Origin of the sequence: Aminobacter sp. Piv2-1 (assembly GCF_037625995.1) — a bacterium.
Taxonomy (GTDB): domain Bacteria; phylum Pseudomonadota; class Alphaproteobacteria; order Rhizobiales; family Rhizobiaceae; genus Aminobacter.
Genome location: NZ_JARKMU010000008.1, coordinates 146,864 through 171,319, shown reverse-complemented (window position 1 = coordinate 171,319; position 24,456 = coordinate 146,864). Strand labels below are relative to the sequence as shown.

The window sequence follows — 24,456 nt, the reverse complement described above, 5'->3', positions numbered from 1 at the left end:
TGCTTGAACGTCGGGCCTCCTACCACCATATCTGGCGCGACAGCTAACACTAGAGGATCGCATCATGGCCACCGTCAAGATCGACAACAGCAACTTCAAGTCCGGCGTGCTCGAAGCCAAGGAGCCCGTCGTTGTCGATTTCTGGGCGGAATGGTGCGGCCCCTGCAAGATGATCGGCCCGTCGCTCGAGGAGATTTCCGATGAGCTGGCCGGCAAGGTCAAGATCACCAAGGTCAACATCGACGAGAACCCCGAGATCGCCGCCCAGTTCGGCGTGCGCTCGATCCCGACGCTGATGATCTTCAAGGGCGGCGAAGTCGCCGACATCAAGGTTGGTGCTGCCCCCAAGACCGCCTTGTCGCACTGGATCGCCGGCAACGTCTGAGCCAACCGCTCCCGAATACGAAAAAGCCCGGCATTGCCGGGCTTTTTTTGTTGGGCCTTGAAGTGGGTCAGGTCGGCGGCGTGCCGTTCTCGGCCAGCACCTCGCCCACCAGGTAGAGCGAGCCGCCGATCAGGATGCGCGGGGCCGGCTCGTTCTCGTCCCATGTGTCGCGCAACAGCATCAGCGCATTGGCGACCGAGCTCACCGGTTCGGCCGAAAGCCCGGCCTCGGTGGCGCGCACGGCGAGTTCCTCATTGGGCACGCCGCTTTCGCTCATCCGCACCGGCACGGTGTAGACGTGCCGCGCCATGCCGTGGAACGGCTTGAAATAGCCGGTCTGGTCCTTGGTATTGATCATGCCGGAGATCAGGAACAGCGGCCGCTGCACCTTCTCCTCCTGTTCGGTCAGCGCCTCGGCGATCACGGTACCGGCGCCCGGATTGTGCCCGCCGTCGATCCACACCTCCGCGCCCTTCGGCACGAGATCGGTCAGCGCGCCCTGCGGCAGGCGCTGCATGCGGCCGGGCCAGGTGACGGAGGCCATCGCCTTGTCGGCGATGCGCTCATCCACGGGGAAGCCGGCGGACTTTACCGCGGCGATCGCCGCAGCCGCATTGGCGTACTGGTGGCGGCCCGGCAGGCGCGGCGGGGTGAGGTCCATGAGCCCGGTCTGGTCCTGGTAGACCATGCGGCCGTTTTCCTCGAAGGCAACGAAATCCTGGCCATAGACTTCGAGCGGGCAATTCAGCCGTTCGGCCGTGTCGATCAGCACCTGCTGCGCCGCCTCGGTTTCCTGGGCGCCGATGACTACCGGGCAGCCGCGCTTGACGATGCCGGCCTTCTCGGCGGCGATCAGTTCGACCTTGTCGCCGAGATAGGCCTCGTGGTCCATCGACACCGGCATGATCACGGAGCAGGCCGGTTTCCTGATCACGTTGGTGGCGTCGAAGCGGCCGCCGAGCCCGACCTCGATGATGCAGGCGTCGGCCGGGTGCTCGGAGAACAGCACGAAGGTGACTGCGGTCAGGATCTCGAAGACTGTGATCTTTTCGCCGCGATTGGCCTCGCCGACGCGGCGCACCGCATCCGCCAGCACGTCGTCGGCCACCAGCCTGCCGCCGCCGGGTGCGGCCAGGCGGTAGCGCTCATGCCAATTCACCAGATGCGGCGAGGTGTGGACGTGAACAAGCCGGCCCTGCGCCTCGAGCAGCGCGCGCGAGAACGCAGCGCAAGAGCCCTTGCCGTTGGTGCCGGCGATGTGGATCACCGGCGGGATGTGGTCCTGCGGGTTGCCGAGCCTGTCGAGCAGCCGCGTGATGCGGTCGAGCGAAAGGTCGAAGCCTTTCGGGTGCAGCGCCAGAAGGCGCTCGATTTCGACGTCGGCTTCGAGCGTGGTCATGGCATTCCCTCGGCACTACGCTGCTGTGGTCGGATCAGGCCTGCGGGCGGCGCTCCGGCATCGGTGCGATGGGCGGCAGAATCTCGGCCTCGGCCGGCTTGGCTTCCGCCGGCGCCTTGACCAGGATCTTGAGCAGGTTGGCGATGGTCGACTTCATCTCCAGCCGCGACACCACCATGTCGACCATGCCGTGCTCCATCAGGTATTCGGAGCGCTGGAAGCCGTCGGGCAGCTTCTCGCGGATGGTCTGCTCGATGACGCGCGGGCCGGCAAAGCCGATCAGCGCGCCGGGCTCGGCGATGTGCACGTCGCCCAGCATCGCATAGGAGGCGGTGACGCCGCCGGTTGTCGGGTTGGTCAGCACCACGATATAGGGCAGGCCGGCTTCCTTGAGCCGGTCGAGCGCTACCGTCGTGCGCGGCAGCTGCATCAAGGACAAGATGCCCTCCTGCATGCGTGCGCCGCCAGAGGCGGCAAACAGGATCAGCGGCCGCTTCTTCTCCAGCGCGACCTCGAAGGCGCGGATGATGGCATCGCCAGCCGCCATGCCGAGCGAGCCGCCCATGAAGGCGAAATCCTGCACGGTGACGACGACCGGCAGGCCCTCGATCTTGCCGGTGGCCGACAGGATCGCATCCTCCAGGCCGGTCTTGGCCTTGGCGTCCTTCAGGCGGTCGACATAACGCTTCTCGTCGCGGAACTTCAGCGGGTCGACCATGACCTTCGGGTTGTCGATGACCTCATAGCGGCCCTCGTCGAAGAAGAAGCGCAGCCGCTCCTTCGCCGAGATCTTCATGTGGTGGCCCGACGAGGGGATGACGTACTGGTTTTCCTCGAGGTCCTTGTGGAACACCATCTCGCCGCTCTCGGGATCCTTGATCCAGAGGTTTTCCGGCATCTCGCGACGGCCGAGCATCGAGTTGATCTTCGGACGAACGAAGTTCGTGATCCAGTTCATGGTTTTGGTCCTCTTCGAACCCAGGACATGGGATATTTATTGGGCGGCAGCAAGGCGTGCGGCGCGAATGCCTTGGGACAAGCCGTTGACCAGCGTCGCCACCGCCTCGGCCGGGTCGGCGGTCTTCTCGCCCTTCGGTCCGATGACATTGGCCACCGCATTGACGATCGCCGTGCCAACGACCACGCCGTCGGCCGAGGCGCCGATGACCTTGGCCTGCTCGGCCGTCTTGACGCCGAAGCCGACGCAGACGGGCAGGTCGGTATGCGCCTTGATGCGCTTCACCGCCTCGGCCACCTTGGCCGTGTCGGCCAGCGCCGAGCCGGTGATGCCGGTCATCGACACGTAGTAGACGAAGCCCGACGTGTTCTGCAGCACCTTGGGCAGGCGCTTGTCGTCGGTCGTCGGCGTCGCCAGGCGGATGAAGTTGATGCCGGCCTTGAGAGCCGGGATGCACAGCTCGGCATCCATCTCCGGCGGCAGGTCGACGACGATCAGCCCGTCGATGCCCGAAGCGACAGCGTCTTCGAGGAAGCGGTCGACACCGTAGATGTAGATGGGGTTGTAGTAGCCCATCATCACGATCGGCGTGTCGTTGTCGTCCTTGCGGAATTCGCGTGCCATCTGCAGCGTCTTGGCAAGCGTCTGGCCGGCCCTCAGCGCGCGCAGGCCGGCGGCCTGGATCGCCGGGCCGTCGGCCATCGGGTCGGAGAAGGGCATGCCGAGCTCGATGATGTCGCTGCCGGCCTTGGGCAGCGCCTTCATGATCGACAGCGAGGTTTCGTAGTCGGGGTCGCCGCCCATGAAATAGGTCACGAGCGCCGGGCGCCCCTCGGCCTTCAGCTTCGCCATGCGGCGGTCGATGCGGGTGGTCGTCATGTTCAGATCTCCATGCCCAGCATCTTGGCAACCGTATGCACGTCCTTGTCGCCGCGGCCCGACAGGTTGACGATCATCACCTTGTCCTTGCCCATCGTCGGCGCGGTCTTCACCGCATAGGCGATCGCGTGCGCGGATTCGAGCGCCGGGATGATGCCTTCCACCTTGGTCGTCAGCTGGAACGCCTCCAGCGCCTCGTCGTCGAGGATCGGCTGGTAGTCGACGCGGCCGGTGTCGCGCAGCCACGAATGCTCGGGGCCGACGCCGGGATAATCGAGGCCGGCAGAGATCGAATGGCCGTCGAGGATCTGGCCGTCGTCGTTCTGCAAGAGATAGGTGCGGTTGCCGTGCAGCACGCCGGGCTTGCCGGCGTTCATCGAGGCGCAGTGCTCGACGCCGTCGAGGCCGCGGCCGCCGGCTTCGATGCCGACGATCTTGACGCTGCGGTCATCGAGGAACGGATGGAACAGGCCGATGGCATTCGAGCCGCCGCCGACCGCTGCCACGATCATGTCGGGCAGGCGGCCTTCCTGCTCCAGCACCTGCTGGCGCGCCTCGGAGCCGATCACCGACTGGAAGTCGCGGACGAGTTCCGGATAGGGGTGCGGGCCGGCGGCGGTGCCGATCAGGTAGTAGGTGTCGTGCACGTTGGTGACCCAGTCGCGCAGCGCCTCGTTCATGGCGTCCTTCAGCGTGCCGTGGCCGGCGCTGACCGGGCGCACTTCGGCGCCCAGCAGCTTCATGCGGAAGACGTTGGGCTTCTGCCGCTCGACGTCCGTGGCGCCCATGTAGACGAAGCAGGGGAAGCCGAAGCGGGCAGCGACGGTGGCGGAGGCCACGCCGTGCTGGCCGGCGCCGGTCTCGGCGATGATGCGGGTCTTGCCCATGCGCTTGGCGAGCAGGATCTGGCCCAGGCAGTTGTTGATCTTGTGCGAGCCCGTGTGGTTCAGGTCCTCGCGCTTGAAGTAGATCTTGGCGCCGCCGAGATGGCGGGTCAGGCCCTCGGCGTAATAGAGCTTGGACGGCCGGCCGGCATAGAAGGTCGACAGTTCGTTGAGCTCCGCCTTGAAGGCCGGGTCGTTCTTCGCCTCATCCCAGTGACGCTGCAGATCGAGGATCAGCGGCATCAGCGTCTCGGCGACGAAGCGCCCGCCGAAAATGCCGAACATGCCCTGCTCGTCGGGTCCGGTGCGGAAGGAATTGGGCTCTGCCGGCTGGTTCAAGGCCGATCTCCTTGCGGCTGGAGGCTCACTCAGGCGGCGCTGTCTTCGCGCGCGGCCCGGACGGCCCTGAAGAAATTGTCGATCAGCGCCGCATCCTTGACGCCCGGTGCGCTTTCCACGCCCGAGGAGATGTCGATGCCGGGCGGGTTCGCGAGCCTGAGGGCGTCGCCGATATTGGCGGCGTTCAAGCCACCGGAAAGCATGTAATCGACGGAGGCGTCAAGGCCCGCAAGCAGTCGCCAGTCGAAGGAAACGCCATTGCCGCCGGGCAATTCGGAGCCGGCGGGCGGCTTGGCGTCGAAAAGCAGGCGGTCGGCTGTGCCGCCATAGGGCACGATCGCGTCGAAATCCTTGGCCTCGCGAATGGAAAAGGCCTTCATGACAGGCAGGCCATAGCGCGCCTTCACCTCGGCGACGCGCGCCGGCGTCTCCTTGCCGTGCAGCTGCAGCATGTCGGGTGCCACCGCAGCCACGATCGCGTCGAGGGAGGCATCGTCTGCGTCGACCGTCACGGCCACTGCCTGCGCCCGGCCCTTCGCCGCCTGGCGCAGCTGCCCGGCGAGCGTTGTTGTTACGTTGCGCGGGCTCTTGGCAAAGAAGATGAATCCGACATAGCTCGCGCCATTGCCTAGCGCGGCTTCAAGCGTTTCGGCGGTGCTCAGCCCGCAGATCTTGATGTCGAGTGCCATGGGCCGGGATTGGCACGAAAAGGCGGCGGAGTCGAGGAAAACAGCGAACAGGGAGCAGCAAGTAGCGAATAGGGAATGGTGAGTAGGGAATGGCAAATAGTCTGCCGCGGCTGGTCGGCCTGGCCCGGGGCGCATTGTCCGGGCGCGACCCCACTACTCACTATTCGCTGTTCCTTATTCGCTCACTCGAACACTATCGCCTGCAATGCCCCGCCATTGCGCTTGAGCCATGTCTTGCAGCGCTCGGTGTCGGGGCACAGCTCCTCGCACAGCCTCCAGAATTTCGGGCCGTGGTTCATCTCCCTGAGATGCGCGACCTCGTGGGCGACGAGGTAGTTGATGACCGGCGCCGGCGCCATCATGATCCGCCACGAGAACGACAGCGTGCCGTCTGAGGTGCACGAGCCCCAGCGGCTGGAGGTGTCGCGGAAGCGGATCGCCTTGGCGCGGCGGCCCACGGCCGCGCAGTGCCTTGCCACCATCACTTCTATGTCGCGCTTGGCCTCGCGCTTGAGGAAGTCGGCGACGCGGCGGGCCAGGTGCGCGCGGTCGCCATGGACAACCAGCGTCGGCCCGCTCTCATCCTCCGACTGATGCACGGTGCCGCGCGTACCCCCTTGGTGAACGATGAGATGCGGCACACCGCGAATGGGAATCTTGATGCCGGGGCGCACCTGCGGCCGGTCGGGCACCTTGGCGAGGCGCTGTTCCAGCCAGCCCTGGTGACGGGTCAGGAAGCGCTCGACCTCGCCCTGGCGCAGGCCGGGCGGCACGGTTATGCGCAGGCCTCGGCCACCCGCGTCGATGCGCAGCGTCAGCCGCCGCGCCCGGTCGTTCTCGACGATGCGCAGCGGCAGTGTCCGGCCGGCCACGATGTGCTCGCGCTCCTGCACGGGAGCCGGCTCGCGGAGCTTTCTCAGGAAACCGAAGGGCATGGGCGGGACAATAGGTGATTCGGACCGGAATTTGCGGAAACAAAAACGGCGCCGCGGGTTGCGGCGCCGTGTCGTGGGGGAGAGGCTTTTGCCTCAGTCGTCGAGCAGGCCGGACTTGCCGCCCTTCTTGGGCGTGACCGTGGGCGCGGTCGGCTTGTTGCGGTTCGCCATGAAGCGGTCGAACTCATCCTGGTCCTTGGCGCGGCGCAGTTCGCGGGCATAGGCGTCGAATTCGTCGCGCATCTCATCGAGCTTGCGGCGCTCCTCATTGAGGCGCTCGAGTTCCTTCTCGCGCCAGTCGTCGAAGGCGACGTTGCCGGTCCGGGCGTTGGCCCGGTAGGAAGCCCGGCGGCAGCCGGCGAAGACGCCGTCCGTCGCGCGGTTCACGTCACGCTTGAAGCCGTCAAGCCGGTCGCCCCAGATGATATAGGCAAGCATGGCGAGGCCGAGCGGCCAGAACACCATGAAGCCGATCACCATCAACGCGATGGTTGCCGGCGTCCAAGCCGGACGGATCAGTGCAGTCGTGTTCATCTAGATTGCCGTTCCTTTGTTCGAGGCAGCCGGGGAAAAAGCTGCTCCAATCGACATGGGAAGGCAAAAATGGCGATTCAAGATGGCGTCGTCCAAAACCGGACAAGGCCCTGGAAAGGCGATCCTTTTTTGAGATTCTCCAGGATCAGCACCACCAGCCCCGCGACAAGGCCCCAGAACGCCGAGCCGACGCCGAGCAGGGTGAGCCCGGACGCGGTCACCACGAAGGCCGTGGTTGCGGCCATGCGGTGGTGGTCGTCCTTGAGCGCGATCGCCAGCGCATTGGCGAGCGAGGCCATCAGCGCCAGCCCCGCCACCAGCACGATCAGGCTTGGCGGCAGCACTGCGAAGATCGCCACCAGCGAGGCGCCGAAGGTAGCGAACACCAGATAGGCAAGCGCGTAGAACGGCCCCGTCTTCCAGCGCTCGGCCATGTCGGAATGCACGTCCGGGCCGGTGCAGATGGCGGCCGAGATCGCCGCCAGGTTGGTGGTCGAGGCGCCGAAGGGCGCCGACAGGATAGAGAACAGCCCGGTCACTCCGATCAGCGGGCCCGGTTCGGGGTGGTAGCCGGCCGCCCGCAGCACGGCGAGGCCCGACAGGTTCTGCGAAGCCATGGTGACGAGATAGAGCGGCAGCGCCAGGCCGAAGATGCCGCCGACGCTGAATTCGGGCATGATCAGCGTCAGCGTCGAAAGCTCGGGCGCTGGCAGGCTGCCGACGCGGCCGGTGAGGAACGCGGCAAGCCCGCCGCCGACCAGTACCACCAGTACCGACAGCGCCGGATTGTAGAGCCGGATCAGGAAGAAGGCGGCGATCAGCGGCACGATCAGCCACGGGTCGGACGGCACCGTCTTGGCCGCGTTGATAGCGAAGGTGACGACGATGCCGGCGAGCATGCCCGAGGCCACCGAGGCCGGGATGCGTGAGATCAGCTGTGTCAGCGGCTTGATGAGGCCGGTCAGCACCAGCAGGGCGCCGGCGACCAGGAAGGCGCCGACAGCCTCGCCGATGGAAAAGCCGCTGCTCGCGGCGATCAGCGCTGCCCCCGGCGTCGACCAGGCGGAGATGACCGGCATCTTCGTCCGCCATGACAGCCATGCCGTCTCGAAGGCCATGGCGAGGCAGATGGCGGTGACCCAGCTTGCCGTCTGTATGTGCGTCGCTCCCACCGCGTTCGCCGCGGCGATGATGATGGCGAGCGTGCCGCCGAAGCCGACGATCGCCGCGACGAAGGCCGAGATCGGGATCGAGGCGCGCATCAGCCCGCCCGTCCAATCGTTTCGCCGACGGCGCGGGTGATCAGCTCGAGATCCTCTGGCCGCGACAGGCGGTGGTCACCGCCGGGCACCAGGGACAGCGTCGCGTCGTCGGCGGGCAGGAGGCTCATGAGCTTCAGCGCGTGGCTGTGGGGCACGTCGGGGTCAGCCAGCCCCTGGATGATATGGACCGGGCAGTGGGTGTGGATCGGCCCGGTCATGACGAGATTCCGGCGACCGTCCTCGATCAGGGCGCGGGTGTAGATATAGGGTTCCGGCGAATAGTCCGACGGCTCCTCGAAATAGCCCTTCTCTGCCAGGTCCCTGCGCTGCGCCTCGGTCAGCTGCGGTTCGACCAGCTCGGCGGTGAAGTCCGGCGCCGGCGCCAGAAGCACGAGGCCTGCGACGCGATCGCCTTCGCCCGCCTTGTTGAGCTCGTCATTCATCCTGAGCGCGATCCACGCACCCATAGACGAGCCGACCAGCACCTGCGGTTCCATTGTGAACTCTCGGAACACGGCCAGGCTCTCGGCCAGCCATTTCGAGATCGTGCCGTCGGCGAAAGCGCCGCCGCTCTCGCCATGGCCGGAGTAGTCGTGGCGCAGGAAGCTCCGGCCCTCGCCCGCTGCCCAGGCAGCCAGCGTCTCGGCCTTGGTGCCCAGCATGTCGGACTTGTAGCCACCCAGCCAGACCACGCCCGGCGCCTTGCCGGCCTGCTTGCGGTAGGCGATGCGATTGCCGTCGACGTCGATGAAGGCTGGAGCGCTTGCGGTCATGTCGGATCCCCTCGGCCCGGACTTGTGGCACAGCGCGGCAATGGCGAACAGTCCCGCGAAAAACCTTCGTTTGGCGCAGTCCGCATATATAGATGCTGGTGATTTGTTGTGATTGCTGTGCTATTGACATCGCCCGCGCGCTACCCACATTGGCGCGTCCGAAACCCATCGACGTCAATGGCTCGAGGAGACCACGACCATTCGCAGACCTTTTAAAGCAGCCGCGCCTACCAAGGACGGCCCGCGCTCCAACCGCGACATCCGGGTTCCCCGGGTCCAGCTTATCGACGCCGACGGCCAGAACCGCGGCGACGTCTCCATCAACGAAGCGCTCCTGGCTGCCGAAGAGGCCGGCCTAGACCTCGTCGAAATTTCCCCCAATGCCACGCCGCCCGTCGTCAAGATCCTCGACCTCGGCAAGCTGAAATACGCCAACCAGAAGAAGGCGGCCGAAGCGCGCAAGAACCAGCGGGTCATCGAGATCAAGGAGATCAAGATGCGCCCGAACATCGACACCCACGACTACGAGGTGAAGATGAAGGCAGTGCGCCGCTTCTTCGAGGAAGGCGACAAGGTCAAGCTGACGCTGCGCTTCCGCGGCCGCGAGATGGCGCATATGGAACTCGGCATGCAGCTCCTCAACAAGGTCCGCGACGAAGTCGCAACGATCGCCAAGGTCGAGGCCGAGCCCAAGCTCGAAGGCCGCCAGATGATGATGGTGCTGGCGCCACGTTGATGCCGCAATGCCCCGGCATGAGCCGGGGCCGGCATATCCTTCCATGGTGGGGCGCCAAGCGGTCTGGCCTGTCGGGCGGGCCGCTCGCGTTTGGGCTGGCATGAATTCACGAAACAGGAAAGCGCTGGGGCACTATCAGCGCATGCGCAGGCTCGTGCTTGCGGTGATGGTTGTCGCGATGTTCGCGGCATTGCTGTTCGGTCAGTCCTCCTTCCCGCCAGACACCACCGTCCACGAGGTCGTCGAGATGCTGGGCATCTTGATGATCTTCCTGGGGGTCGTCGGCCGTCTGTGGTGCACGCTCTACATCGGCGGGCGCAAGTCGGACGAGGTGGTGACCGGCGGCCCCTATTCGATGACCCGCAATCCGCTCTACGTGTTCTCGACGCTTGCCGCTGCCGGCGTCGGCGCCCAGATGGGGTCCATCGTCGCCACGATAGGCTTTGCGCTGTTGTGCGCCGGCGCCTTCCACGTCGTCATCCGGCGCGAGGAGCGCTATCTCGCTTCCGAATTCGGCGCCGAATACCAGAATTACCTAGCCCGCGTGCCCCGCTTCTGGCCGAATCCGTCGCTCTATCGGGAGGGCGACACGGGCAGCTTCAGGCCGAAGCTCCTGCTCAACACGCTACTGGATGGCCTCGTCTTCCTGGTGGCGCTGCCGGTGTTCGAGCTGATCGACCATGCCCAAATCACCGGCGCGCTGCCGGTGTTGTTCCGCCTCCCCTGAGGCCGCGGGTTCATTGCGCTTGCGGCCCTTTCAGGGTGTTGCGCTGCGTCGAACTTCCGCGTATATAGCCGCGTCCCAGAACCGCCCGGCAGGGCATGCCGTGGCGGTTTCATTTGCTTTTCGGGCTTTGGTCGGCCTGAAAACAACAACATGAAGGGATTTCGAAGCGCTTTCGGGTACTGCGGAATCCTGAAGAACGGAGTAGCAAAATGCCCAAGATGAAGACCAAATCGGCTGCCAAAAAGCGGTTCAAGGTTACCGCGACTGGCAAGGTCCTGGCGGCTGCCGCAGGCAAGCGCCACGGCATGATCAAGCGCACCAACAAGTTCATTCGCGATGCCCGCGGCACGATGGTTCTGGCTGAACCGGATGCCAAGAAGGTCATCAAGAATTTTCTGCCGAACGGCCTCTGAGCCCACGGCCTGGACAGCGTTTTAAGGAGATCATGACATGGCACGCGTCAAAAGGGGCGTAACCGCCCACGCCAAGCACAAGAAGGTTCTCGAGCAGGCCAAGGGTTTCTACGGCCGCCGCAAGAACACCATCCGCATTGCCAAGCAGGCGGTGGAGAAGTCGAAGCAGTACGCTTACCGCGACCGCAAGAACCGCAAGCGCAACTTCCGCGCCCTGTGGGTCCAGCGTATCAACGCCGCCGTTCGCGAGCATGGCCTGACTTACGGCCGCTTCATCGACGGCCTGAACAAGGCGAACATCGAGATCGATCGCAAGATCCTCTCCGACATGGCCATCCACGAGCCGCAGGCTTTCGCGGCCCTCGTCGCCAAGGCCAAGGTCGCTCTTGAGTACCTCAAGAACACCACCCCGAACGCTTTTGAAAGCGCTGTCGCGTAAAGACCAGCGCTTCCCAAGCTTTCTGCATTGTGATTTGGGAAACCCGCGCTGGCAGGGCTAGCGCGGGTTTTTCTTTTAGGCCGCAAGTCAACTGAAGGCGGATTGTTCGACGAGAACGCGATGATCCGCCGTTTCGAATAGGTTCGTTCATGAACGCCAGCAGCCACGATCTAGGATTGCTCGAAGCATCGCTTCTGGCAGAAATCGCCTCCGCCGCCGACGAGCAGGCGATCGAGGCGGTGCGCGTCGCCGCCCTCGGCAAGAAGGGCTCGGTCTCGGAAATGCTTAAGACCCTCGGCGGCATGAGCCCCGAGGAGCGCCAGACCAAGGGCCCCGCCATCAACGGGCTCAAGAACCGCGTCACCGATGCGCTGGCTGCCCGCAAGGGCGAGCTGCGCGATGTGGCGATCACCGCCCGCCTCGTCGCCGAGAAGGTCGACGTCACCCTGCCGGTGCGCCAGTCGCCTGCCGAGCGCGGCCGCATCCACCCGATCAGCCAGGTGATCGACGAGATCGCCGCGATCTTCGGCGATCTCGGCTTCTCGATCGCCGAAGGTCCCGACGTCGAGACCGACCACTACAATTTCACCGCGCTGAACTTCCCCGAAGGCCATCCGGCGCGCGAGATGCATGACACCTTCTTCTTCCCACCGGCCGCCAATGGCGAGCGCAAGCTTCTGCGCACCCACACCTCGCCGGTGCAGATCCGCACCATGGAGACTGAGAAGCCGCCGATCCGCATCGTCATTCCGGGCAAGACCTATCGCCAGGATTCGGACGCCACGCATTCGCCGATGTTCCATCAGGTCGAGGGTTTGGTCATCGACAAGACCGCCAACATCGCCAACATGAAGTGGGTGCTGGAGGAGTTCTGCAAGGCGTTCTTCGAGGTGCCCTCGGTCAAGATGCGCTTCCGCCCGTCCTTCTTCCCGTTCACCGAGCCGAGCCTCGAGGTCGACATCCAGTGCGACCGCTCGCGCCCCGGCGAAGTGCGCTTCGGCGAAGGCAACGACTGGATGGAGATCCTCGGCTGCGGCATGGTGCACCCGAACGTGCTGCGCTTCGGCGGGCTCGATCCGGACGAGTACCAGGGCTTCGCCTGGGGCATGGGCATCGACCGCATCGCCATGCTGAAATACGGCATGCCCGACCTGCGCGCCTTCTTCGACGCCGATGTCCGCTGGCTGTCGCATTACGGATTTAGGCCCCTCGATCTGCCGACCCTGTTCGGTGGCCTGAGCGCATGACCCAAGCCGCCGACCGATATGCCGGTGCGGTGACCTTCGCCTTTGGCGACAGCCCTGAGCTTGCGGACGAGTTGCTGGCGCTGGTGCTGTCGGGCAAGAAGACCGCGACCTGCGGCGCCTTGCGCGACTATGGCGGCGCCGAGCCGGTGCCGGAGGTCGGCCGCAGGGATGTCGTGCTCGACGGCCAGGGCCGCAGCGCTGCCGTCATCGAGACGGTATCGGTCGAGCACAGGCGCTTCGATGAGGTCGACGCCGCCTTTGCCGCGGCCGAGGGCGAAGGCGACCTGTCCTACGACTACTGGCGTGAGGCCCATGAGGGCTATTTCGCCCGCAACGGCGGCTTTTCGCCTGACATGATTTTGGTTTGTGAGCGGTTCCGCCTGGTGGAAGTGCTCGACCGCAACGACACGAAACGAGTGAACCCATGAAATTCACGCTTTCCTGGCTGAAGGATCATCTCGAAACCGACGCCACGCTCGAAGAAATCGTCGAGCGGCTGACTTCGATCGGCCTCGAAGTCGAGTCGGTCGACGACAAGGCGGCCCTCAAGCCCTTCGTCATCGCCAAGGTGCTGACGGCGAGCCGTCACCCCGACGCCGACAAGCTGCAGGTGCTGACTGTCGATACCGGCGCGGGCACGCCCATCCAGGTCGTCTGCGGCGCCCCCAATGCGCGTGCCGGCCTGATCGGCGCCTTCGCCGCTCCCGGCGCCTATGTGCCCGGCATCGACGTGACGCTGTCGGTCGGCAAGATCCGCGGCGTCGAAAGCCACGGCATGATGTGCTCCGAGCGCGAGCTGCAGCTGTCGGACGAGCACAACGGCATCATCGACCTGCCGGCCGATGCGCCCGTCGGCACGTCCTTCGCCGCCTACGCCCATCTCGACGACCCGGTCATCGAGATCAACCTGACGCCGAACCGCCCCGACGCCACCAGCGTCCATGGCATCGCCCGCGATCTCGCGGCCTCCGGCCTCGGCACGCTCAAGGGCGGCGCGGTCGTGGCCGTTGCCGGTGAAGGCGATTGCCCGGTCAAGGTTTCGATCGAGGCGCCGGAGCTCTGCCCGGGCTTCGCGCTGCGCCTCGTGCGCGGCGTCAAGAACGGCCCCTCGCCCAAGTGGATGCAACAGCGCCTGCTGGCCATAGGCCTGCGCCCCATCAACGCGCTGGTCGACATCACCAACTACGTCACCTTCGACCGCGGCCGCCCGCTGCACGTCTTCGACGCCAGGAAGGTCGCCGGCAATCTGGTGGTCCGTCGTGGCCGCGAGGGCGACAAGGTGCAGGCGCTCGATGGCCGCGAATATGTGCTGACGCCGGAGATGTGCGTCATCGCCGACGACAACGGCGTCGAATCCATCGCCGGCGTCATGGGCGGCGAGCATTCAGGCTGCGACGAGAACACGACCGACGTGCTGATCGAGTCCGCTCTCTGGGCGCCGCTCAACGTCGCCCGAACCGGCCGCACGCTCGGCATCATCACCGATGCGCGCTACCGCTTCGAGCGCGGCGTCGACCCCGAATTCATGGTTCCGGGCGTCGAGCTGGCGACCAGACTGGTGATGGACCTCTGCGGTGGTCAGCCGACCAGGACCGATGTCGTCGGCTACGCCGGCCACGCGGCCAAGGTCGTCTCCTTCCCGCTGTCAGAGGTCAAGCGCCTGACCGGCATCGAGGTCGCGAAGGCCGAGAGCCTGGATATCCTCACCCGCCTCGGCTTCGGCATTTCGGGCAACGGCGATGTTGTCGACGTCTCCGTTCCGTCCTGGCGTCCCGATGTCGATGGCAAGGCCGATCTCGTCGAAGAGGTCATGCGCATTCACGGCGTCGACAACATCGCGCCGCAGCCGCTCGGCGCGCATGACGCCGTCAACGGCAAGATCCTGACCACGCTGCAGATCCGCACCCGCTCGGCGCGGCGCGCGCTCGCCGTGCGCGGCATGATGGAGGCCGTCACCTGGTCGTTCATCCCGGCAAAGCATGCCGAGCTGTTCGGCGGCGGCCAGGAGAGCCTGAAGCTGTCGAACCCGATCGCCTCCGACATGTCCGACATGCGCCCGTCGCTGCTGCCCGGCCTGATGGCCGCGGCCCAGCGCAATGCCGACCGTGGCCTGGGCGACGTCGCTTTGTTCGAGGTCTCCGGCACCTATGAGGGCGACACGGCCGAGGGCCAGCGTCGGGTCGCGGCCGGCGTCCGTCGCGGCACCGCCAAGCTCGAGGGCCCGGGCCGCAACTGGTCGGGCAATGCAGGCAATGTCGGCGTGTTCGACGCCAAGGCCGATGCCATTGCGGCACTCGAAGCCTGCGGCGCTCCGGTCGACCGCCTGCAGATCGAGACCGGCGCGCCCGACTGGTATCACCCGGGCCGATCCGGCGTGATCAAGCTTGGCCCCAAGGTCGTGCTCGGCACCTTCGGCGAGTTCCACCCGAAGACTCTCGAAGGCCTCGACGTGTCGGGCCCGCTCTGCGGCTTCGAGGTCTATGTCGATGCCATCCCGGAGCCCAAGGCCAAGCCGACCAAGACCAAGCCGAAGCTCGAGCTGTCGCCGTTCCAGGCTGTCAAGCGCGACTTCGCCTTCGTCGTCGACAAGGCCGTCGAGGCCGGCACGCTGACCCGAGCCGCCCTTGGCGCCGACAAGAAGCTCATCACCGGCGTCTCCGTCTTCGACATCTTCGAGGGTGCCGCGCTCGGCGAGGGCAAGAAGTCGGTCGCCATCGAGGTCACCATCCAGCCGGTCGAAAAGACGCTGACCGACCAGGACTTCGAGGCGCTGGCGGCCAAGATCGTCGAGAACGTCAAGAAGCAGACGGGCGGTGCGCTCCGGAGCTAGAGTATTTTGCAGCCAGGTGGGATCGCCTGGCGTCGCACAAATGCGGCAAGAATAAACGGATAGAGCGGCAGCCCGGATTTCCCGTGTTCGCCGCTCTAGCCCCTTTCGGGGAGGAGTATGGAGCATCTTCGCTACAAGGGCCTGCCGTTCGAAGACCAGCAGCAGGTCCTGCTCGACATCCTCCTTGCCGACCCCATCGTCCGCCCCGCGCTCGCGGCTGCCGAAAAGTTCGACCTACCTGAGTGGATGCTGGTTTCGGGCGCGCTCTACAACAGCGTCTGGAACCATTTGACAGGCCGCCCGGCCGGTCACGGTATCCGAGACATCGACCTTTTCTACTTCGATGCCTCGGATCTCTCCTGGGAGGCCGAGGACGTGGTCATCCGCCGTGGCGCGGATGCTTTCGCGCATCTACCGCTGCCGGTCGAGATCCGCAACCAGGCCCGCGTCCATCTTTGGTTCGAGGACCATTTCGGCTCGCCGCGCGCCCCGATGGCTTCCTGTGCCGAGTCGCTCGAGCACTTTGCCTCGCGCACCCATGCCGTCGGCATCGCCCTCGTCGACGGCGCGCCGCAGGTCTGGGCGCCCTTCGGCCTCGACGACATCTTCGCCTTTCGCCTCACGCCCAATCATCGCAATGACAACCGCGCCACCCACGAGGCCAAGGGCCGGCGTGCCAGGCAGATGTGGCCCGAGATCACCGTCGTCGACTGGTAAGGTTTGCGCTGTCTGCGGACGAAAACCGTGCCAGATTCGTTGTGCCACGGAGGTGCCGTCGATGCTGCGCAACACCAAGACCCGCTATGGCTGGGCCGCGATCGTTCTCCATTGGCTGATCGCGCTCCTGTTCATCGGCCAGTTCGCACTCGGCCTGGCGATGATCCGGGTGGCCAGCCAGCGCACCTCCTTCGAGCTGATCCAGTTGCACAAGTCCTTCGGTTTCCTGCTGCTCGGGCTGGTGCTGATCCGCATCGGCTGGCGGCTCGGCAATGCCAGTCCGGAGCTACCGGCCGAGGTTGGGGCGATGGAGCGCAGGGCCGCGCCTGCCGTCCACCTTGCGCTTTACGCCGCGCAGCTCGCCGTGCCGCTGTCCGGCTGGGTTCTGGTATCGGTCTCGGTGCTCGAAATCCCCTCCATGCCGTTCAACCTGTTCGTCATGCCGCATCTGCCGTTGGGCGTGTCCGAACAGGCCGAGACCTTCTGGATCTTCGGCCATCGTTGGCTTGCCTATGCCGGCATGGCCCTGGTGGCGCTGCATTTCCTGGCGGCCTTGCGGCATCATTTCTGGTTGCGCGACGCGGTCATGGCGCGGATGATCTCGCCTTCCCTCGGTCGCCGGGATCTCGGTCCGGAATAGCGGCGGCACGAGATTCGTTCACTGCCTGCGCGGCTGGATCTGGCCGTGTCGACAGGGAGTGCCGAGGCAATGATCACTAGACGCTTGGGGCTTGCAGCATTCCTCGCCGTCACCAGCGTCGTCGGAAGCGCCTGGGCGGTGGCGCTTTCCGATGCCGCCGGGCGCTACGCCATTTCCGCCGACGGTTCGGCCATCCGTTTTGCCATCGGTAAGGTTGGCGGCGGCGGACTGAACGGCGCCTTCGGCCGCTTCAAGGGCACCATCCGTATCGACGGTGGCGACATCGGGCGGTCGCGCGTGGACCTGACCATCTTCCCCGACAGCGTCGGCACCGGCGAGGGCCGCGTCGATGCCTTCCTCAAGTCGGATGCGGTCTTCGACACGACCAACGAGCAGGAAATCGTCTTCCGTTCGACCAGCGTGACGCGCACCGGCGAAAACACCGCGATGATCACCGGCCGCCTCACCGCCAGGGGCCGCACCTTCACCGAGAAATTCCAGGCCGAGCTGCAGAGCCTCAATGGTCGCCAGATCCGCTTCCATGTCAGCGGCAACGTGCTGCGCTCGCGCTATCAGATGGATGTCGGTACGCCGATCTATTCGAACATCGTCGCCTTCGACATGGAGTTCACCGGCCGCCGCAGCTGATTGCCCGGGGCCGAATCCACTGGAATTTGACGCCCGCATCGGCCAACATCGGGACGCGGCCGCCACGGCCGATCCCATGACCAGCCAGTCGCGGAGGCCAGATGTTTCGTTGGGGCGTACTATCCACCGCCAAGATCGGGCGCGACCATGTCCTGCCGGCGATCGCCGATTCCGACAACGGCGTGGTCGCGGCGGTCTCCAGCCGCGATCTCGGCAAGGCCAGGGCGCTCGCCGACCGTTTCGGTGCTCGGCACGCCTTCGGCTCCTATGAGGAACTGCTCGCTTTGGATGCGGTCGACGGCGTCTACATCCCTCTGCCCACCTCGCAGCATCTCGAATGGGCGGCCAGGGCGGCCGAGGCCGGCAAGCATGTGCTGGTCGAAAAGCCGCTGGCGCTCAAGGCCGACGACATCGCGCCGCTGATCGCCATTCGCGACCGCAACAAGGTGGTCGTCTCGGAAGCCTTCATGGTCACCTACCACCCGCAGTGGCACAAGGTGCGCGACCTGATCGCGGGCGGTGCCATCGGCAGGCTGCGCCACGTCCAGGGCGCGTTCTCCTATTTCAACGTCGACCCCAACAACATGCGCAACAAGCTTGATCTCGGCGGCGGCGCCCTGCCCGATATCGGCGTCTACCCCACCGTGACGACGCGGTTTTCGACCGGTAAGGAGCCCTTGCGCGTGCAGGCGAGCATCGAGCGCGACGAAAAGTTCGGTACCGACGTCTATTCCAGCGTGCGCGCCGATTTCGGCGAGTTCGAGCTGTCCTTCTACCTGTCCACCCAGCTCGCCAACCGCCAGTTGATGGTCTTCCACGGCGACAAGGGATTCATCGAGGTGCGCTCGCCTTTCAATGCCGGGCTCTACGAGCATCACCGCGTCGAACTGCACAATGCCGGCCACACCGAGGCGACCGTGTTTCGCTTTCCCGGCACGCAGCAGTACCGGCTCGAGGTCGAGGCCTTCGTGCGCGCGGCCCAAGGCGGCAAGGACCGTGTGTTCTCGCTGGAGGAGTCGGTGCTCAACCAGAAGGTCATCGACGCCATCTTCCGCGCCGGCGAGCACGACGGCTGGGAAAAGGTGTAGCAGCGGCGCCGGCCCGCAGAGCGACGACTTGGCGTGTTGGATGGCCCATGCAGCCTGCATTGCCGTCCCGCCGGCTATTTTTTGAATGGCTCCATGTAGTTGAGACTATCGCAGCGCTGCCAAGCTGTCATAGCCTTGGTGGCGCGGGATAGCGAGTTGCCCCGCCGAATTGCTGGTCTACGGCAGAATTTGGCCCAATACTGCTTGGCAACGCATTCACAAGAAATCTCGTTCCGAGCAGTATACACGAATGTTCTATAAATGTTCTTGTATGAGGCAAGTTTTTGTGCTTGTCTGTCTGAGGGGTAGGGCCGTGTGCCTGGGGCAGGCCGCGCTCATCCATCGGACGGGAGGGGCACATGGTTTCGCGCGTTCGCACGGTCGCGTTCCAGGGCATCGAGGCGGTTCCGGTCGATGTCCAGGTGATGGTCGCACCGGGCAAGGCCGGCATGCAGATCGTCGGCCTTCCCGACAAGGCCGTGGCGGAGAGCCGGGAACGCGTGCAGGCGGCACTGCATGCATCGGGGCTGTCGATGCCGCCCAAGAAGGTGACTGTCAACCTCGCGCCCGCGGATCTGCCTAAGGAGGGCAGCCACTATGACCTGCCCATCGCCCTCGGCCTTATGGCTGCGCTGGGGGCCGTGCCGGGCGACGCGCTTGCTGCCTACATCGTGCTGGGCGAGCTTTCGCTCGATGGCACCATAGCGCCGGTGGCCGGCGCGCTGCCGGCTGCGATCGGCGCAAATTCCGAGGGCAAGGGCCTGATCTGCCCCTCGGCGTGCGGGTCGGAAGCGGCGTGGGCCGGGACCGACATCGACATCCTCGCGCCGCGCAGCCTGATTGCCCTGGCCAACCATTTTCGCGGCACGCAGGTGCTGTCGCGGCCCGAGCCGGGCATCCGCGCGCCGTCGACGGGGTTGCCGGATCTAGCAGATATCAAGGGCCAGGAGACCGCCAGGCGGGCGCTCGAGGTGGCGGCGGCCGGCGGGCACAATCTCCTGATGGTCGGTCCTCCTGGCGCCGGCAAGTCGATGCTGGCCGCGCGCCTGCCGTCGATCCTGCCGCCGCTATCGCCCAGGGAACTGCTCGAAGTATCGATGATCGCCTCGGTGGCGGGTGAACTGGCCGAGGGGCGGCTGACCGATCGCCGGCCGTTCCGGGCGCCGCACCACTCGGCCTCGATGGCGGCGATGGTCGGCGGCGGGCTGCGCGCCCGCCCCGGCGAGGTTTCGCTCGCCCATCACGGCGTGCTGTTCCTGGACGAGCTCCCCGAATTCTCGCCGCAGGTTCTCGATTCGCTGCGCCAGCCGCTCGAGACCGGCGAATGCATGATCGCGCGCGTCAATCACCGCGTCACCTACCCCGCCCGCATCCAGCTCGTCGCCGCCATGAATCCGTGCCGCTGCGGCATGGCGGGCGAGCCGGGCTATCGCTGCCTGCGCGGCGCGCGCTGCCAGGCTGATTACCAGGCGCGCATCTCCGGCCCGCTGCTCGACCGCATCGACCTGCGCATCGAGGTGCCGGCGGTGTCCGCCACCGACCTCATCCGTGGCGCAAGGTCGGAGGCGAGCGCCGAGGTGGCGGTCCGCGTCGCCCGCGCCCGCGCCGTGCAGCGGGAACGCCTGGAAAGGCTGGGTGCCACGAACGCCACGACCAACGCCCAGTGCTCAGCCGGCCTGATTGAGGACATCGCTGCCCCCGATGCCGGCGGGCTCGCGCTGCTCAGGGATGCGAGCGAGAAGCTCGGCTTCTCGGCCCGCGCCTATCACCGGGTGCTCAAGGTCGCACGCACGCTCGCCGATCTCGACGGCAGCGACAGCGTGGGCCGCATCCACCTGGCCGAGGCGATCTCTTACCGCATCGCTTCGGAGCGGATGGCGCAGGCGGCGTGACTTTGCGCCCGGTCACCGTCGGGTCGCGGGAGCTTCTGTCGATGCAGCGTCGGGGCGAACAGAAAGAGCCCCGCTTGCTTCGGCGCGGGACCAGCTTGGGCCGAAGGACGAGCCAGGAGCGCGAGACCGCCCGCGGGCGGTCGGAATGTCAGGATGCGTTCGTTCATATGCGCTGATTGCGGCAGCATGGGTCGACTGCCCGCGGGGCAGCAGCCCGGTCGGCGATGAAGGACAAGAGAACCGGAAATTCGGCGGCCTATGGTTGCAGGGCCTGCGAGTTGGAAGGCGATACATGTATTCGGCTGCTGGTCTCTGCGCGAACTGGCAGGCGATCAGTCAAGCCCCAAGGCACGCAGCGGAGTGCCCCGCCGTGCTGACAGCGAAGCGCCCGAACCCTGACGTTGCCGTTGGCTCAGACGAGCTCATGGAAAGTCCGGCGAGCTACTTGACCGAACCGACCAAGGTTGCCTGGCCCTCGCGGATGGAAACCCAGCGGCCCGTATTCTCGGTCGACTGCCGCTTGAGGAAGCGGTATCCCGTCTCGTCCCACTGGCGCACCAGGTCGGTCAGGTTGTCGAGCACGAAGTCGCCCTTGGTGGTCCGCACGGTCAGCACTGCATGCCCTTCGCCATCCGGCTTGCGCACGACGGTGATCAAGAGGTTGGACAGCGACACGCCTTCCTGGCTGAGCGTGCGGCGCTTCTCAAGCACATAGTCCTCGCAGTCGCCCTGGCCGTTGACGGGATAGGTCCAGAACTCGTCGCGGCCATAGATGTCGATATCGTTCATCGGCTTGATCGCGGCGTTGGCCGCCACATTGACGGCGACGAGCTTGCGCCACAGGTCGCCGTTCATCTGCTCGGGGCCGGGGTCACGTTCCTTGATCGAGCATTCGGCCGGGTTGATGCGGCAGAAATCGTAGTGGCCGATGGGCTGGGAGGTCAGTCCCCCCGTCACCATCGGCTGGGCCGCATTGGCCTCGCCGACCGACAGCAGGGCCGCTGCCGCCACGCCTACCAAAACTCCGGCACGCACTGCCGCGTACCGCACGCCTGCTGCGGAAATCATTGCCCCGCTCGCCCCTTCGTATCGTTAATAAAACGTTAAGGTCGAGGGGCATCTGGAGTCAATCGGAGCCGGAAACTGTTTGCGGACATGGTTACCGGGGCGGCGGCGGCGCGACTATTGTGCAACAGAAACGTCGAAGCCCGGCGATCGGGCGCCGGGCTTCGCTGTGGAAAACTCCAGAGCAATTCCAGGAAAAGTGCGAAGCGGCTTTCCGTCCGGAGTTGCGTCAAACCAAAGGAGCACGTCCGCTATTCGAAGAATAGCGGAAATGCTCGTGGTTGGCTCAGGCCCTGGCTTCGCGAACCAGCCTCGGCTTGGCGTTCTTGCGCGCGGCCGCGCCGTAGCTCGCCATGAAGTCGACGATACGCGGCACGATCTCGGCGCGGAAACGCGAGCCGTTGAAGACGCCGTAGTGACCGACGGCCGGCTGCATGTAGTGCGCCTTCATCTCGTCGGGAATGTTGACGCAGAGATCGTGCGCGGCCTGCGTCTGGCCAAGGCCCGAGATGTCGTCGTTTTCGCCCTCGACCGTGAACAGCGCGACGTTGCGGATGGCCGCGAGGTCGACCGGCTGCCCCCGATGGGTCATCTCGCCCTTGGGGAGCGAGTGACGCATGAACACGGTCTCCACCGTTTGCAGGTAGAATTCGGCGGTCAGGTCCATCACCGCCAGATATTCGTCGTAGAAGTCCCGGTGCTTCTCGGCGCTGTCGCCATCGTTCTTCACCAGGTGCATGAAGAAGTCCTTGTGGGCGATGATGTGGCGGTCGAGGTTCATGGTCATGAAGCCCGAAAGCTGCAGGAAGCCCGGATAGACGTCCCGGGAAAAGCCCGGCGCTGGCCACGGCACCTGCATGATGACGTTGTCGCGGAACCAGTCGATGTTCTTCTTCTCGGCCAGCAGGTTCACCGCGGTGGGGTTGCGGCGCGTGTCGATGGGCCCGCCCATCAGCGTCATGGTCGCGGGCGCAAAGCGGTCGCCGCGTGCCTCCATGACCGCCACTGCGGCCAGGACCGGCACGGAGGGCTGGCAAACGCCCATCACATGCGTGTCCGGCCCGAGCATGTGGAACATATCGATGACGTAGTCGATGTAGTCGTCGAGATCGAACTTGCCTTCGCTCACCGGCACCATCCGGGCATCGGTCCAGTCGGTGATGTAGACGTCGGCATGCGGCAGCATCGCTTCCACGGTACCGCGCAGAAGCGTCGCATAGTGCCCGGACATCGGCGCCACGATCAGGAGCTTGGGATCGGGACGGCGTCCTTCTGGCAGGGCGCGCTCGAAATGGATCAGATTGCAGAAGGGCCGCGACCAGACGATGCGTTCGGTCACGGCAGCCGGCTTCCAGTCGACCACCGTCTTGTCGAGGTCGAATTGCGGCTTGCCGTAGCGTCTCGTCGTGCGCTCGAACAACTCGGCCATCGCCGCCACAGAGCGGCCGAGCGGCATGTGCGAGAACGGGTTGAGCGGGTTCGAGTAGAAGAGCCGCACCGCATCGGCATAGGCACGCGCCGGCTGCAGGGCTGCATGCGTCGATTCATAGAGCTGGTAAAACATGCTGTCCCATCCGGTCATCGGGGCGGCGAGCCGGCGTGGGGCCCGTCATGCAATGCAGCAAGGTTAACAAACATCTGCTGCGATGCAATATCCCCTGCTCCGAGAAACGGGCACATCTTTTGGTCCAAACCGTTGAAAATACGTTTCCAATGCGGGCCGCCGGCTTAGCAAGCGGATGCTTCGACTTTGTGCAGTGCCAAAGGAGCGGGCAAACGCATTCGCCGGATCGCAGGCCCTCCAGCCGGCTCTCAGGACCAGAACCTGATGGTGTTGGGGTCAGATACCTTCGACCAGCATGATCTCGCCGACGGCGAATTGCTGGCGTATCGACTTGGCGTGCTGGTACTCGGGCGAGAAGTAGCAGTTGCGCGCGTCTTCCATCGAGGCGAACTCGATGATGACGTTGCGCGCCCGGCCCGGCCCCTCGACCGCCTCGTGGGCGCCGCCGCGGGCGATGAACTTGGCACCGAAGCGCTCGAAGGCTGGTTTGGCGGCCGCGACATAGCCCTTGTAGCCCTCGGGGTCGCGAACGTCGACGCGCGCGATCCAGTATGCCTTGGCCATCATTTCCTCCCCGTTGCTGTCTTGGTGCGAGCCTCGAAGGAGGCACGACGGCCTATGCGGCCACCATCTCCTCCAGGATAGCCTGGGCGGCGGCCCGCCTGTCAACCGCGCCGACGATCGGGCGGGCGACGACGAGGTGGCTCGAACCGTTGCGGATGGCATCGGCCGGGGTGACGACGCGTTTCTGGTCGCCGTGGTCGGCACCGGCGGGGCGGATGCCCGGGGTTACGACCGCCATGTTGGGCCCGACGATGAGGCGCACGGCGGAGGCCTCGCTGGCCGAGCAGACGATGCCGCCCATTCCGGCCCGAAGGGCCTGCTCGGCGCGGCGCAGCACCAGCGTGTGCGGGTCGTATTCATACCCGGCGTCGATCATGTCCTGTTCGTCCATCGACGTCAGCACGGTGACTGCGAGCAGGCACAGGTCGCTGCCCCTGGCGGCTTCCACCGCAGCCCGCATGGCCTTGGGATAGGCGTGCAGGGTCAGCATCGTCATGCCCATCTTGGCTATGTTCTCGACGCCCTTGGCCACCGTGTTGTCGATGTCCAGCAGCTTCATGTCTAGGAAGACCTTCTTGCCGCCGCTCGCCAGCTCGCGGGCGAAGTCGAGCCCGCCGGCAAAGGCGAGCTGATAACCGATCTTGTAGAAGCTGGCCGTGCCATCGAGATCGCGCACGACCTGTTCGGCTTCCCTGACCGTGGGCACGTCGAGCCCGACGATGAGACGGTCGCGCATCGCTTCAACGGTCATGCTTCCACCCGCGTCGACATCGGTATCGCCCTTTCCATCGATATACGGCAAAGCCGTTCCATCGGCGTGCCCCACCAAGGCCGCTCCGAGGTGTCGGG

General features: G+C 65.5%; 26 protein-coding genes. 13 read left to right on the top strand and 13 right to left on the bottom strand.

The window, feature by feature from the left end; genetic code table 11:
* The first annotated feature begins 64 nt into the window (after window positions 1-64).
* A complete protein-coding gene (trxA, locus tag AmiPiv_RS16290) occupies window positions 65-385 on the top strand; it encodes a thioredoxin (protein ID WP_340038529.1) in 321 nt (106 codons plus the stop codon).
* A 67-nt stretch (window positions 386-452) separates the two neighbouring features.
* Here the strand turns inward: trxA and AmiPiv_RS16285 are convergent, their stop codons facing one another.
* From AmiPiv_RS16285 to AmiPiv_RS16245, 9 genes are all read right to left on the bottom strand, one after another.
* Window positions 453-1,784, bottom strand: a complete 1,332-nt coding sequence (locus tag AmiPiv_RS16285) for a bifunctional folylpolyglutamate synthase/dihydrofolate synthase (protein WP_340038528.1) — start codon at window positions 1,782-1,784, stop codon at window positions 453-455.
* 34 nt (window positions 1,785-1,818) lie between these two features.
* On the bottom strand, window positions 1,819-2,742 hold the full coding sequence (gene accD / locus AmiPiv_RS16280) for an acetyl-CoA carboxylase, carboxyltransferase subunit beta (protein ID WP_340038527.1): 924 nt from the start codon (window positions 2,740-2,742) through the stop codon (window positions 1,819-1,821).
* Between the two features lie 36 nt (window positions 2,743-2,778).
* Complete coding sequence (gene trpA / locus AmiPiv_RS16275) at window positions 2,779-3,621, bottom strand: tryptophan synthase subunit alpha (RefSeq protein WP_340038526.1); 843 nt, start codon at window positions 3,619-3,621, stop codon at window positions 2,779-2,781.
* A 2-nt stretch (window positions 3,622-3,623) separates the two neighbouring features.
* The gene (gene trpB / locus AmiPiv_RS16270) at window positions 3,624-4,844 is read right to left on the bottom strand and encodes a tryptophan synthase subunit beta (RefSeq protein WP_340038525.1); all 1,221 of its coding nucleotides are present in this window, start codon (window positions 4,842-4,844) and stop codon (window positions 3,624-3,626) included.
* A 29-nt stretch (window positions 4,845-4,873) separates the two neighbouring features.
* Window positions 4,874-5,533 carry a phosphoribosylanthranilate isomerase gene (locus AmiPiv_RS16265; RefSeq protein WP_340038524.1) on the bottom strand — a complete coding sequence of 220 codons (660 nt, stop codon included), beginning with the start codon at window positions 5,531-5,533 and terminating at the stop codon, window positions 4,874-4,876.
* A gap of 182 nt (window positions 5,534-5,715) precedes the next feature.
* Window positions 5,716-6,468, bottom strand: coding sequence for a M48 family metallopeptidase (locus AmiPiv_RS16260; RefSeq protein ID WP_340038523.1), 753 nt, complete (start codon window positions 6,466-6,468; stop codon window positions 5,716-5,718).
* 93 nt (window positions 6,469-6,561) lie between these two features.
* On the bottom strand, window positions 6,562-7,002 hold the full coding sequence (locus AmiPiv_RS16255; protein ID WP_340038522.1) for a DUF2852 domain-containing protein: 441 nt from the start codon (window positions 7,000-7,002) through the stop codon (window positions 6,562-6,564).
* Between the two features lie 77 nt (window positions 7,003-7,079).
* On the bottom strand, window positions 7,080-8,264 hold the full coding sequence (locus AmiPiv_RS16250) for a benzoate/H(+) symporter BenE family transporter (RefSeq protein ID WP_340038521.1): 1,185 nt from the start codon (window positions 8,262-8,264) through the stop codon (window positions 7,080-7,082).
* Window positions 8,264-9,037: an alpha/beta hydrolase gene (locus AmiPiv_RS16245; protein ID WP_340038520.1), complete on the bottom strand. Its 774-nt coding sequence runs from the start codon at window positions 9,035-9,037 to the stop codon at window positions 8,264-8,266. The genes AmiPiv_RS16250 and AmiPiv_RS16245 overlap by 1 nt, the downstream gene beginning before the upstream one ends.
* A gap of 199 nt (window positions 9,038-9,236) precedes the next feature.
* Here AmiPiv_RS16245 and infC point away from each other — a divergent pair, with 199 nt between their 5' ends.
* The 12 genes from infC (at window position 9,237) to AmiPiv_RS16185 (ending at window position 20,414) form a co-directional block, all read left to right on the top strand.
* Window positions 9,237-9,773: a translation initiation factor IF-3 gene (gene infC, locus AmiPiv_RS16240; protein ID WP_340038644.1), complete on the top strand. Its 537-nt coding sequence runs from the start codon at window positions 9,237-9,239 to the stop codon at window positions 9,771-9,773.
* A 142-nt stretch (window positions 9,774-9,915) separates the two neighbouring features.
* Complete coding sequence (locus tag AmiPiv_RS16235; protein WP_445206966.1) at window positions 9,916-10,500, top strand: methyltransferase family protein; 585 nt, start codon at window positions 9,916-9,918, stop codon at window positions 10,498-10,500.
* Between the two features lie 209 nt (window positions 10,501-10,709).
* A complete protein-coding gene (rpmI, locus tag AmiPiv_RS16230; RefSeq protein WP_340038518.1) occupies window positions 10,710-10,913 on the top strand; it encodes a 50S ribosomal protein L35 in 204 nt (67 codons plus the stop codon).
* A gap of 37 nt (window positions 10,914-10,950) precedes the next feature.
* On the top strand, window positions 10,951-11,352 hold the full coding sequence (gene rplT / locus AmiPiv_RS16225) for a 50S ribosomal protein L20 (RefSeq protein ID WP_067955711.1): 402 nt from the start codon (window positions 10,951-10,953) through the stop codon (window positions 11,350-11,352).
* A gap of 149 nt (window positions 11,353-11,501) precedes the next feature.
* Window positions 11,502-12,599, top strand: coding sequence for a phenylalanine--tRNA ligase subunit alpha (gene pheS, locus AmiPiv_RS16220; RefSeq protein ID WP_340038517.1), 1,098 nt, complete (start codon window positions 11,502-11,504; stop codon window positions 12,597-12,599).
* Window positions 12,596-13,027, top strand: coding sequence for an ASCH domain-containing protein (locus AmiPiv_RS16215; RefSeq protein ID WP_340038516.1), 432 nt, complete (start codon window positions 12,596-12,598; stop codon window positions 13,025-13,027). Before pheS ends, AmiPiv_RS16215 begins: the two co-directional genes overlap by 4 nt.
* The gene (gene pheT, locus AmiPiv_RS16210; protein ID WP_340038515.1) at window positions 13,024-15,429 is read left to right on the top strand and encodes a phenylalanine--tRNA ligase subunit beta; all 2,406 of its coding nucleotides are present in this window, start codon (window positions 13,024-13,026) and stop codon (window positions 15,427-15,429) included. The genes AmiPiv_RS16215 and pheT overlap by 4 nt, the downstream gene beginning before the upstream one ends.
* 117 nt (window positions 15,430-15,546) lie before the next feature.
* Window positions 15,547-16,146: a nucleotidyltransferase family protein gene (locus tag AmiPiv_RS16205; RefSeq protein WP_340038514.1), complete on the top strand. Its 600-nt coding sequence runs from the start codon at window positions 15,547-15,549 to the stop codon at window positions 16,144-16,146.
* 61 nt (window positions 16,147-16,207) lie between these two features.
* Window positions 16,208-16,786, top strand: a complete 579-nt coding sequence (locus AmiPiv_RS16200) for a cytochrome b (protein WP_445206965.1) — start codon at window positions 16,208-16,210, stop codon at window positions 16,784-16,786.
* Between the two features lie 69 nt (window positions 16,787-16,855).
* Complete coding sequence (locus tag AmiPiv_RS16195; RefSeq protein WP_340038512.1) at window positions 16,856-17,434, top strand: YceI family protein; 579 nt, start codon at window positions 16,856-16,858, stop codon at window positions 17,432-17,434.
* 101 nt (window positions 17,435-17,535) lie between these two features.
* Window positions 17,536-18,522, top strand: a complete 987-nt coding sequence (locus AmiPiv_RS16190) for a Gfo/Idh/MocA family protein (RefSeq protein WP_340038511.1) — start codon at window positions 17,536-17,538, stop codon at window positions 18,520-18,522.
* Between the two features lie 359 nt (window positions 18,523-18,881).
* Window positions 18,882-20,414: a YifB family Mg chelatase-like AAA ATPase gene (locus AmiPiv_RS16185; RefSeq protein ID WP_340038510.1), complete on the top strand. Its 1,533-nt coding sequence runs from the start codon at window positions 18,882-18,884 to the stop codon at window positions 20,412-20,414.
* Window positions 20,415-20,855: 441 nt separating this feature from the next.
* On the opposite strand, the gene AmiPiv_RS16180 is transcribed toward AmiPiv_RS16185, so the two are convergent.
* The 4 genes from AmiPiv_RS16180 to pyrF form a co-directional block, all read right to left on the bottom strand.
* Window positions 20,856-21,482: a transglutaminase-like cysteine peptidase gene (locus AmiPiv_RS16180; RefSeq protein ID WP_340038509.1), complete on the bottom strand. Its 627-nt coding sequence runs from the start codon at window positions 21,480-21,482 to the stop codon at window positions 20,856-20,858.
* 283 nt (window positions 21,483-21,765) lie between these two features.
* Entirely contained in the window at window positions 21,766-23,043 is a 1,278-nt protein-coding gene (locus AmiPiv_RS16175) for a polyhydroxyalkanoate depolymerase (protein WP_340038508.1), read from the bottom strand.
* Window positions 23,044-23,319: 276 nt separating this feature from the next.
* A complete protein-coding gene (locus AmiPiv_RS16170; protein ID WP_340038507.1) occupies window positions 23,320-23,607 on the bottom strand; it encodes a DUF1330 domain-containing protein in 288 nt (95 codons plus the stop codon).
* Between the two features lie 52 nt (window positions 23,608-23,659).
* Window positions 23,660-24,358, bottom strand: coding sequence for an orotidine-5'-phosphate decarboxylase (pyrF, locus tag AmiPiv_RS16165; RefSeq protein ID WP_340038506.1), 699 nt, complete (start codon window positions 24,356-24,358; stop codon window positions 23,660-23,662).
* Window positions 24,359-24,456 lie beyond the last annotated feature (98 nt).

Bases quoted from the DNA above. Each gene is read 5' to 3' on its own strand.
- trxA (WP_340038529.1), top strand. From the start codon at position 65: ATGGCCACCGTCAAGATCGACAACAGCAACTTCAAGTCCGGCGTGCTC.
- AmiPiv_RS16285 (WP_340038528.1), bottom strand. From the start codon at position 1,784: ATGACCACGCTCGAAGCCGACGTCGAAATCGAGCGCCTTCTGGCGCTG.
- accD (WP_340038527.1), bottom strand. From the start codon at position 2,742: ATGAACTGGATCACGAACTTCGTTCGTCCGAAGATCAACTCGATGCTC.
- trpA (WP_340038526.1), bottom strand. From the start codon at position 3,621: ATGACGACCACCCGCATCGACCGCCGCATGGCGAAGCTGAAGGCCGAG.
- AmiPiv_RS16265 (WP_340038524.1), bottom strand. From the start codon at position 5,533: ATGGCACTCGACATCAAGATCTGCGGGCTGAGCACCGCCGAAACGCTT.
- AmiPiv_RS16260 (WP_340038523.1), bottom strand. From the start codon at position 6,468: ATGCCCTTCGGTTTCCTGAGAAAGCTCCGCGAGCCGGCTCCCGTGCAG.
- AmiPiv_RS16255 (WP_340038522.1), bottom strand. From the start codon at position 7,002: ATGAACACGACTGCACTGATCCGTCCGGCTTGGACGCCGGCAACCATC.
- AmiPiv_RS16250 (WP_340038521.1), bottom strand. From the start codon at position 8,264: ATGCGCGCCTCGATCCCGATCTCGGCCTTCGTCGCGGCGATCGTCGGC.
- AmiPiv_RS16245 (WP_340038520.1), bottom strand. From the start codon at position 9,037: ATGACCGCAAGCGCTCCAGCCTTCATCGACGTCGACGGCAATCGCATC.
- AmiPiv_RS16235 (WP_445206966.1), top strand. From the start codon at position 9,916: ATGCGCAGGCTCGTGCTTGCGGTGATGGTTGTCGCGATGTTCGCGGCA.
- rpmI (WP_340038518.1), top strand. From the start codon at position 10,710: ATGCCCAAGATGAAGACCAAATCGGCTGCCAAAAAGCGGTTCAAGGTT.
- rplT (WP_067955711.1), top strand. From the start codon at position 10,951: ATGGCACGCGTCAAAAGGGGCGTAACCGCCCACGCCAAGCACAAGAAG.
- pheS (WP_340038517.1), top strand. From the start codon at position 11,502: ATGAACGCCAGCAGCCACGATCTAGGATTGCTCGAAGCATCGCTTCTG.
- AmiPiv_RS16215 (WP_340038516.1), top strand. From the start codon at position 12,596: ATGACCCAAGCCGCCGACCGATATGCCGGTGCGGTGACCTTCGCCTTT.
- pheT (WP_340038515.1), top strand. From the start codon at position 13,024: ATGAAATTCACGCTTTCCTGGCTGAAGGATCATCTCGAAACCGACGCC.
- AmiPiv_RS16205 (WP_340038514.1), top strand. From the start codon at position 15,547: ATGGAGCATCTTCGCTACAAGGGCCTGCCGTTCGAAGACCAGCAGCAG.
- AmiPiv_RS16200 (WP_445206965.1), top strand. From the start codon at position 16,208: ATGCTGCGCAACACCAAGACCCGCTATGGCTGGGCCGCGATCGTTCTC.
- AmiPiv_RS16195 (WP_340038512.1), top strand. From the start codon at position 16,856: ATGATCACTAGACGCTTGGGGCTTGCAGCATTCCTCGCCGTCACCAGC.
- AmiPiv_RS16190 (WP_340038511.1), top strand. From the start codon at position 17,536: ATGTTTCGTTGGGGCGTACTATCCACCGCCAAGATCGGGCGCGACCAT.
- AmiPiv_RS16185 (WP_340038510.1), top strand. From the start codon at position 18,882: ATGGTTTCGCGCGTTCGCACGGTCGCGTTCCAGGGCATCGAGGCGGTT.
- AmiPiv_RS16180 (WP_340038509.1), bottom strand. From the start codon at position 21,482: ATGATTTCCGCAGCAGGCGTGCGGTACGCGGCAGTGCGTGCCGGAGTT.
- AmiPiv_RS16175 (WP_340038508.1), bottom strand. From the start codon at position 23,043: ATGTTTTACCAGCTCTATGAATCGACGCATGCAGCCCTGCAGCCGGCG.
- AmiPiv_RS16170 (WP_340038507.1), bottom strand. From the start codon at position 23,607: ATGGCCAAGGCATACTGGATCGCGCGCGTCGACGTTCGCGACCCCGAG.
- pyrF (WP_340038506.1), bottom strand. From the start codon at position 24,358: ATGACCGTTGAAGCGATGCGCGACCGTCTCATCGTCGGGCTCGACGTG.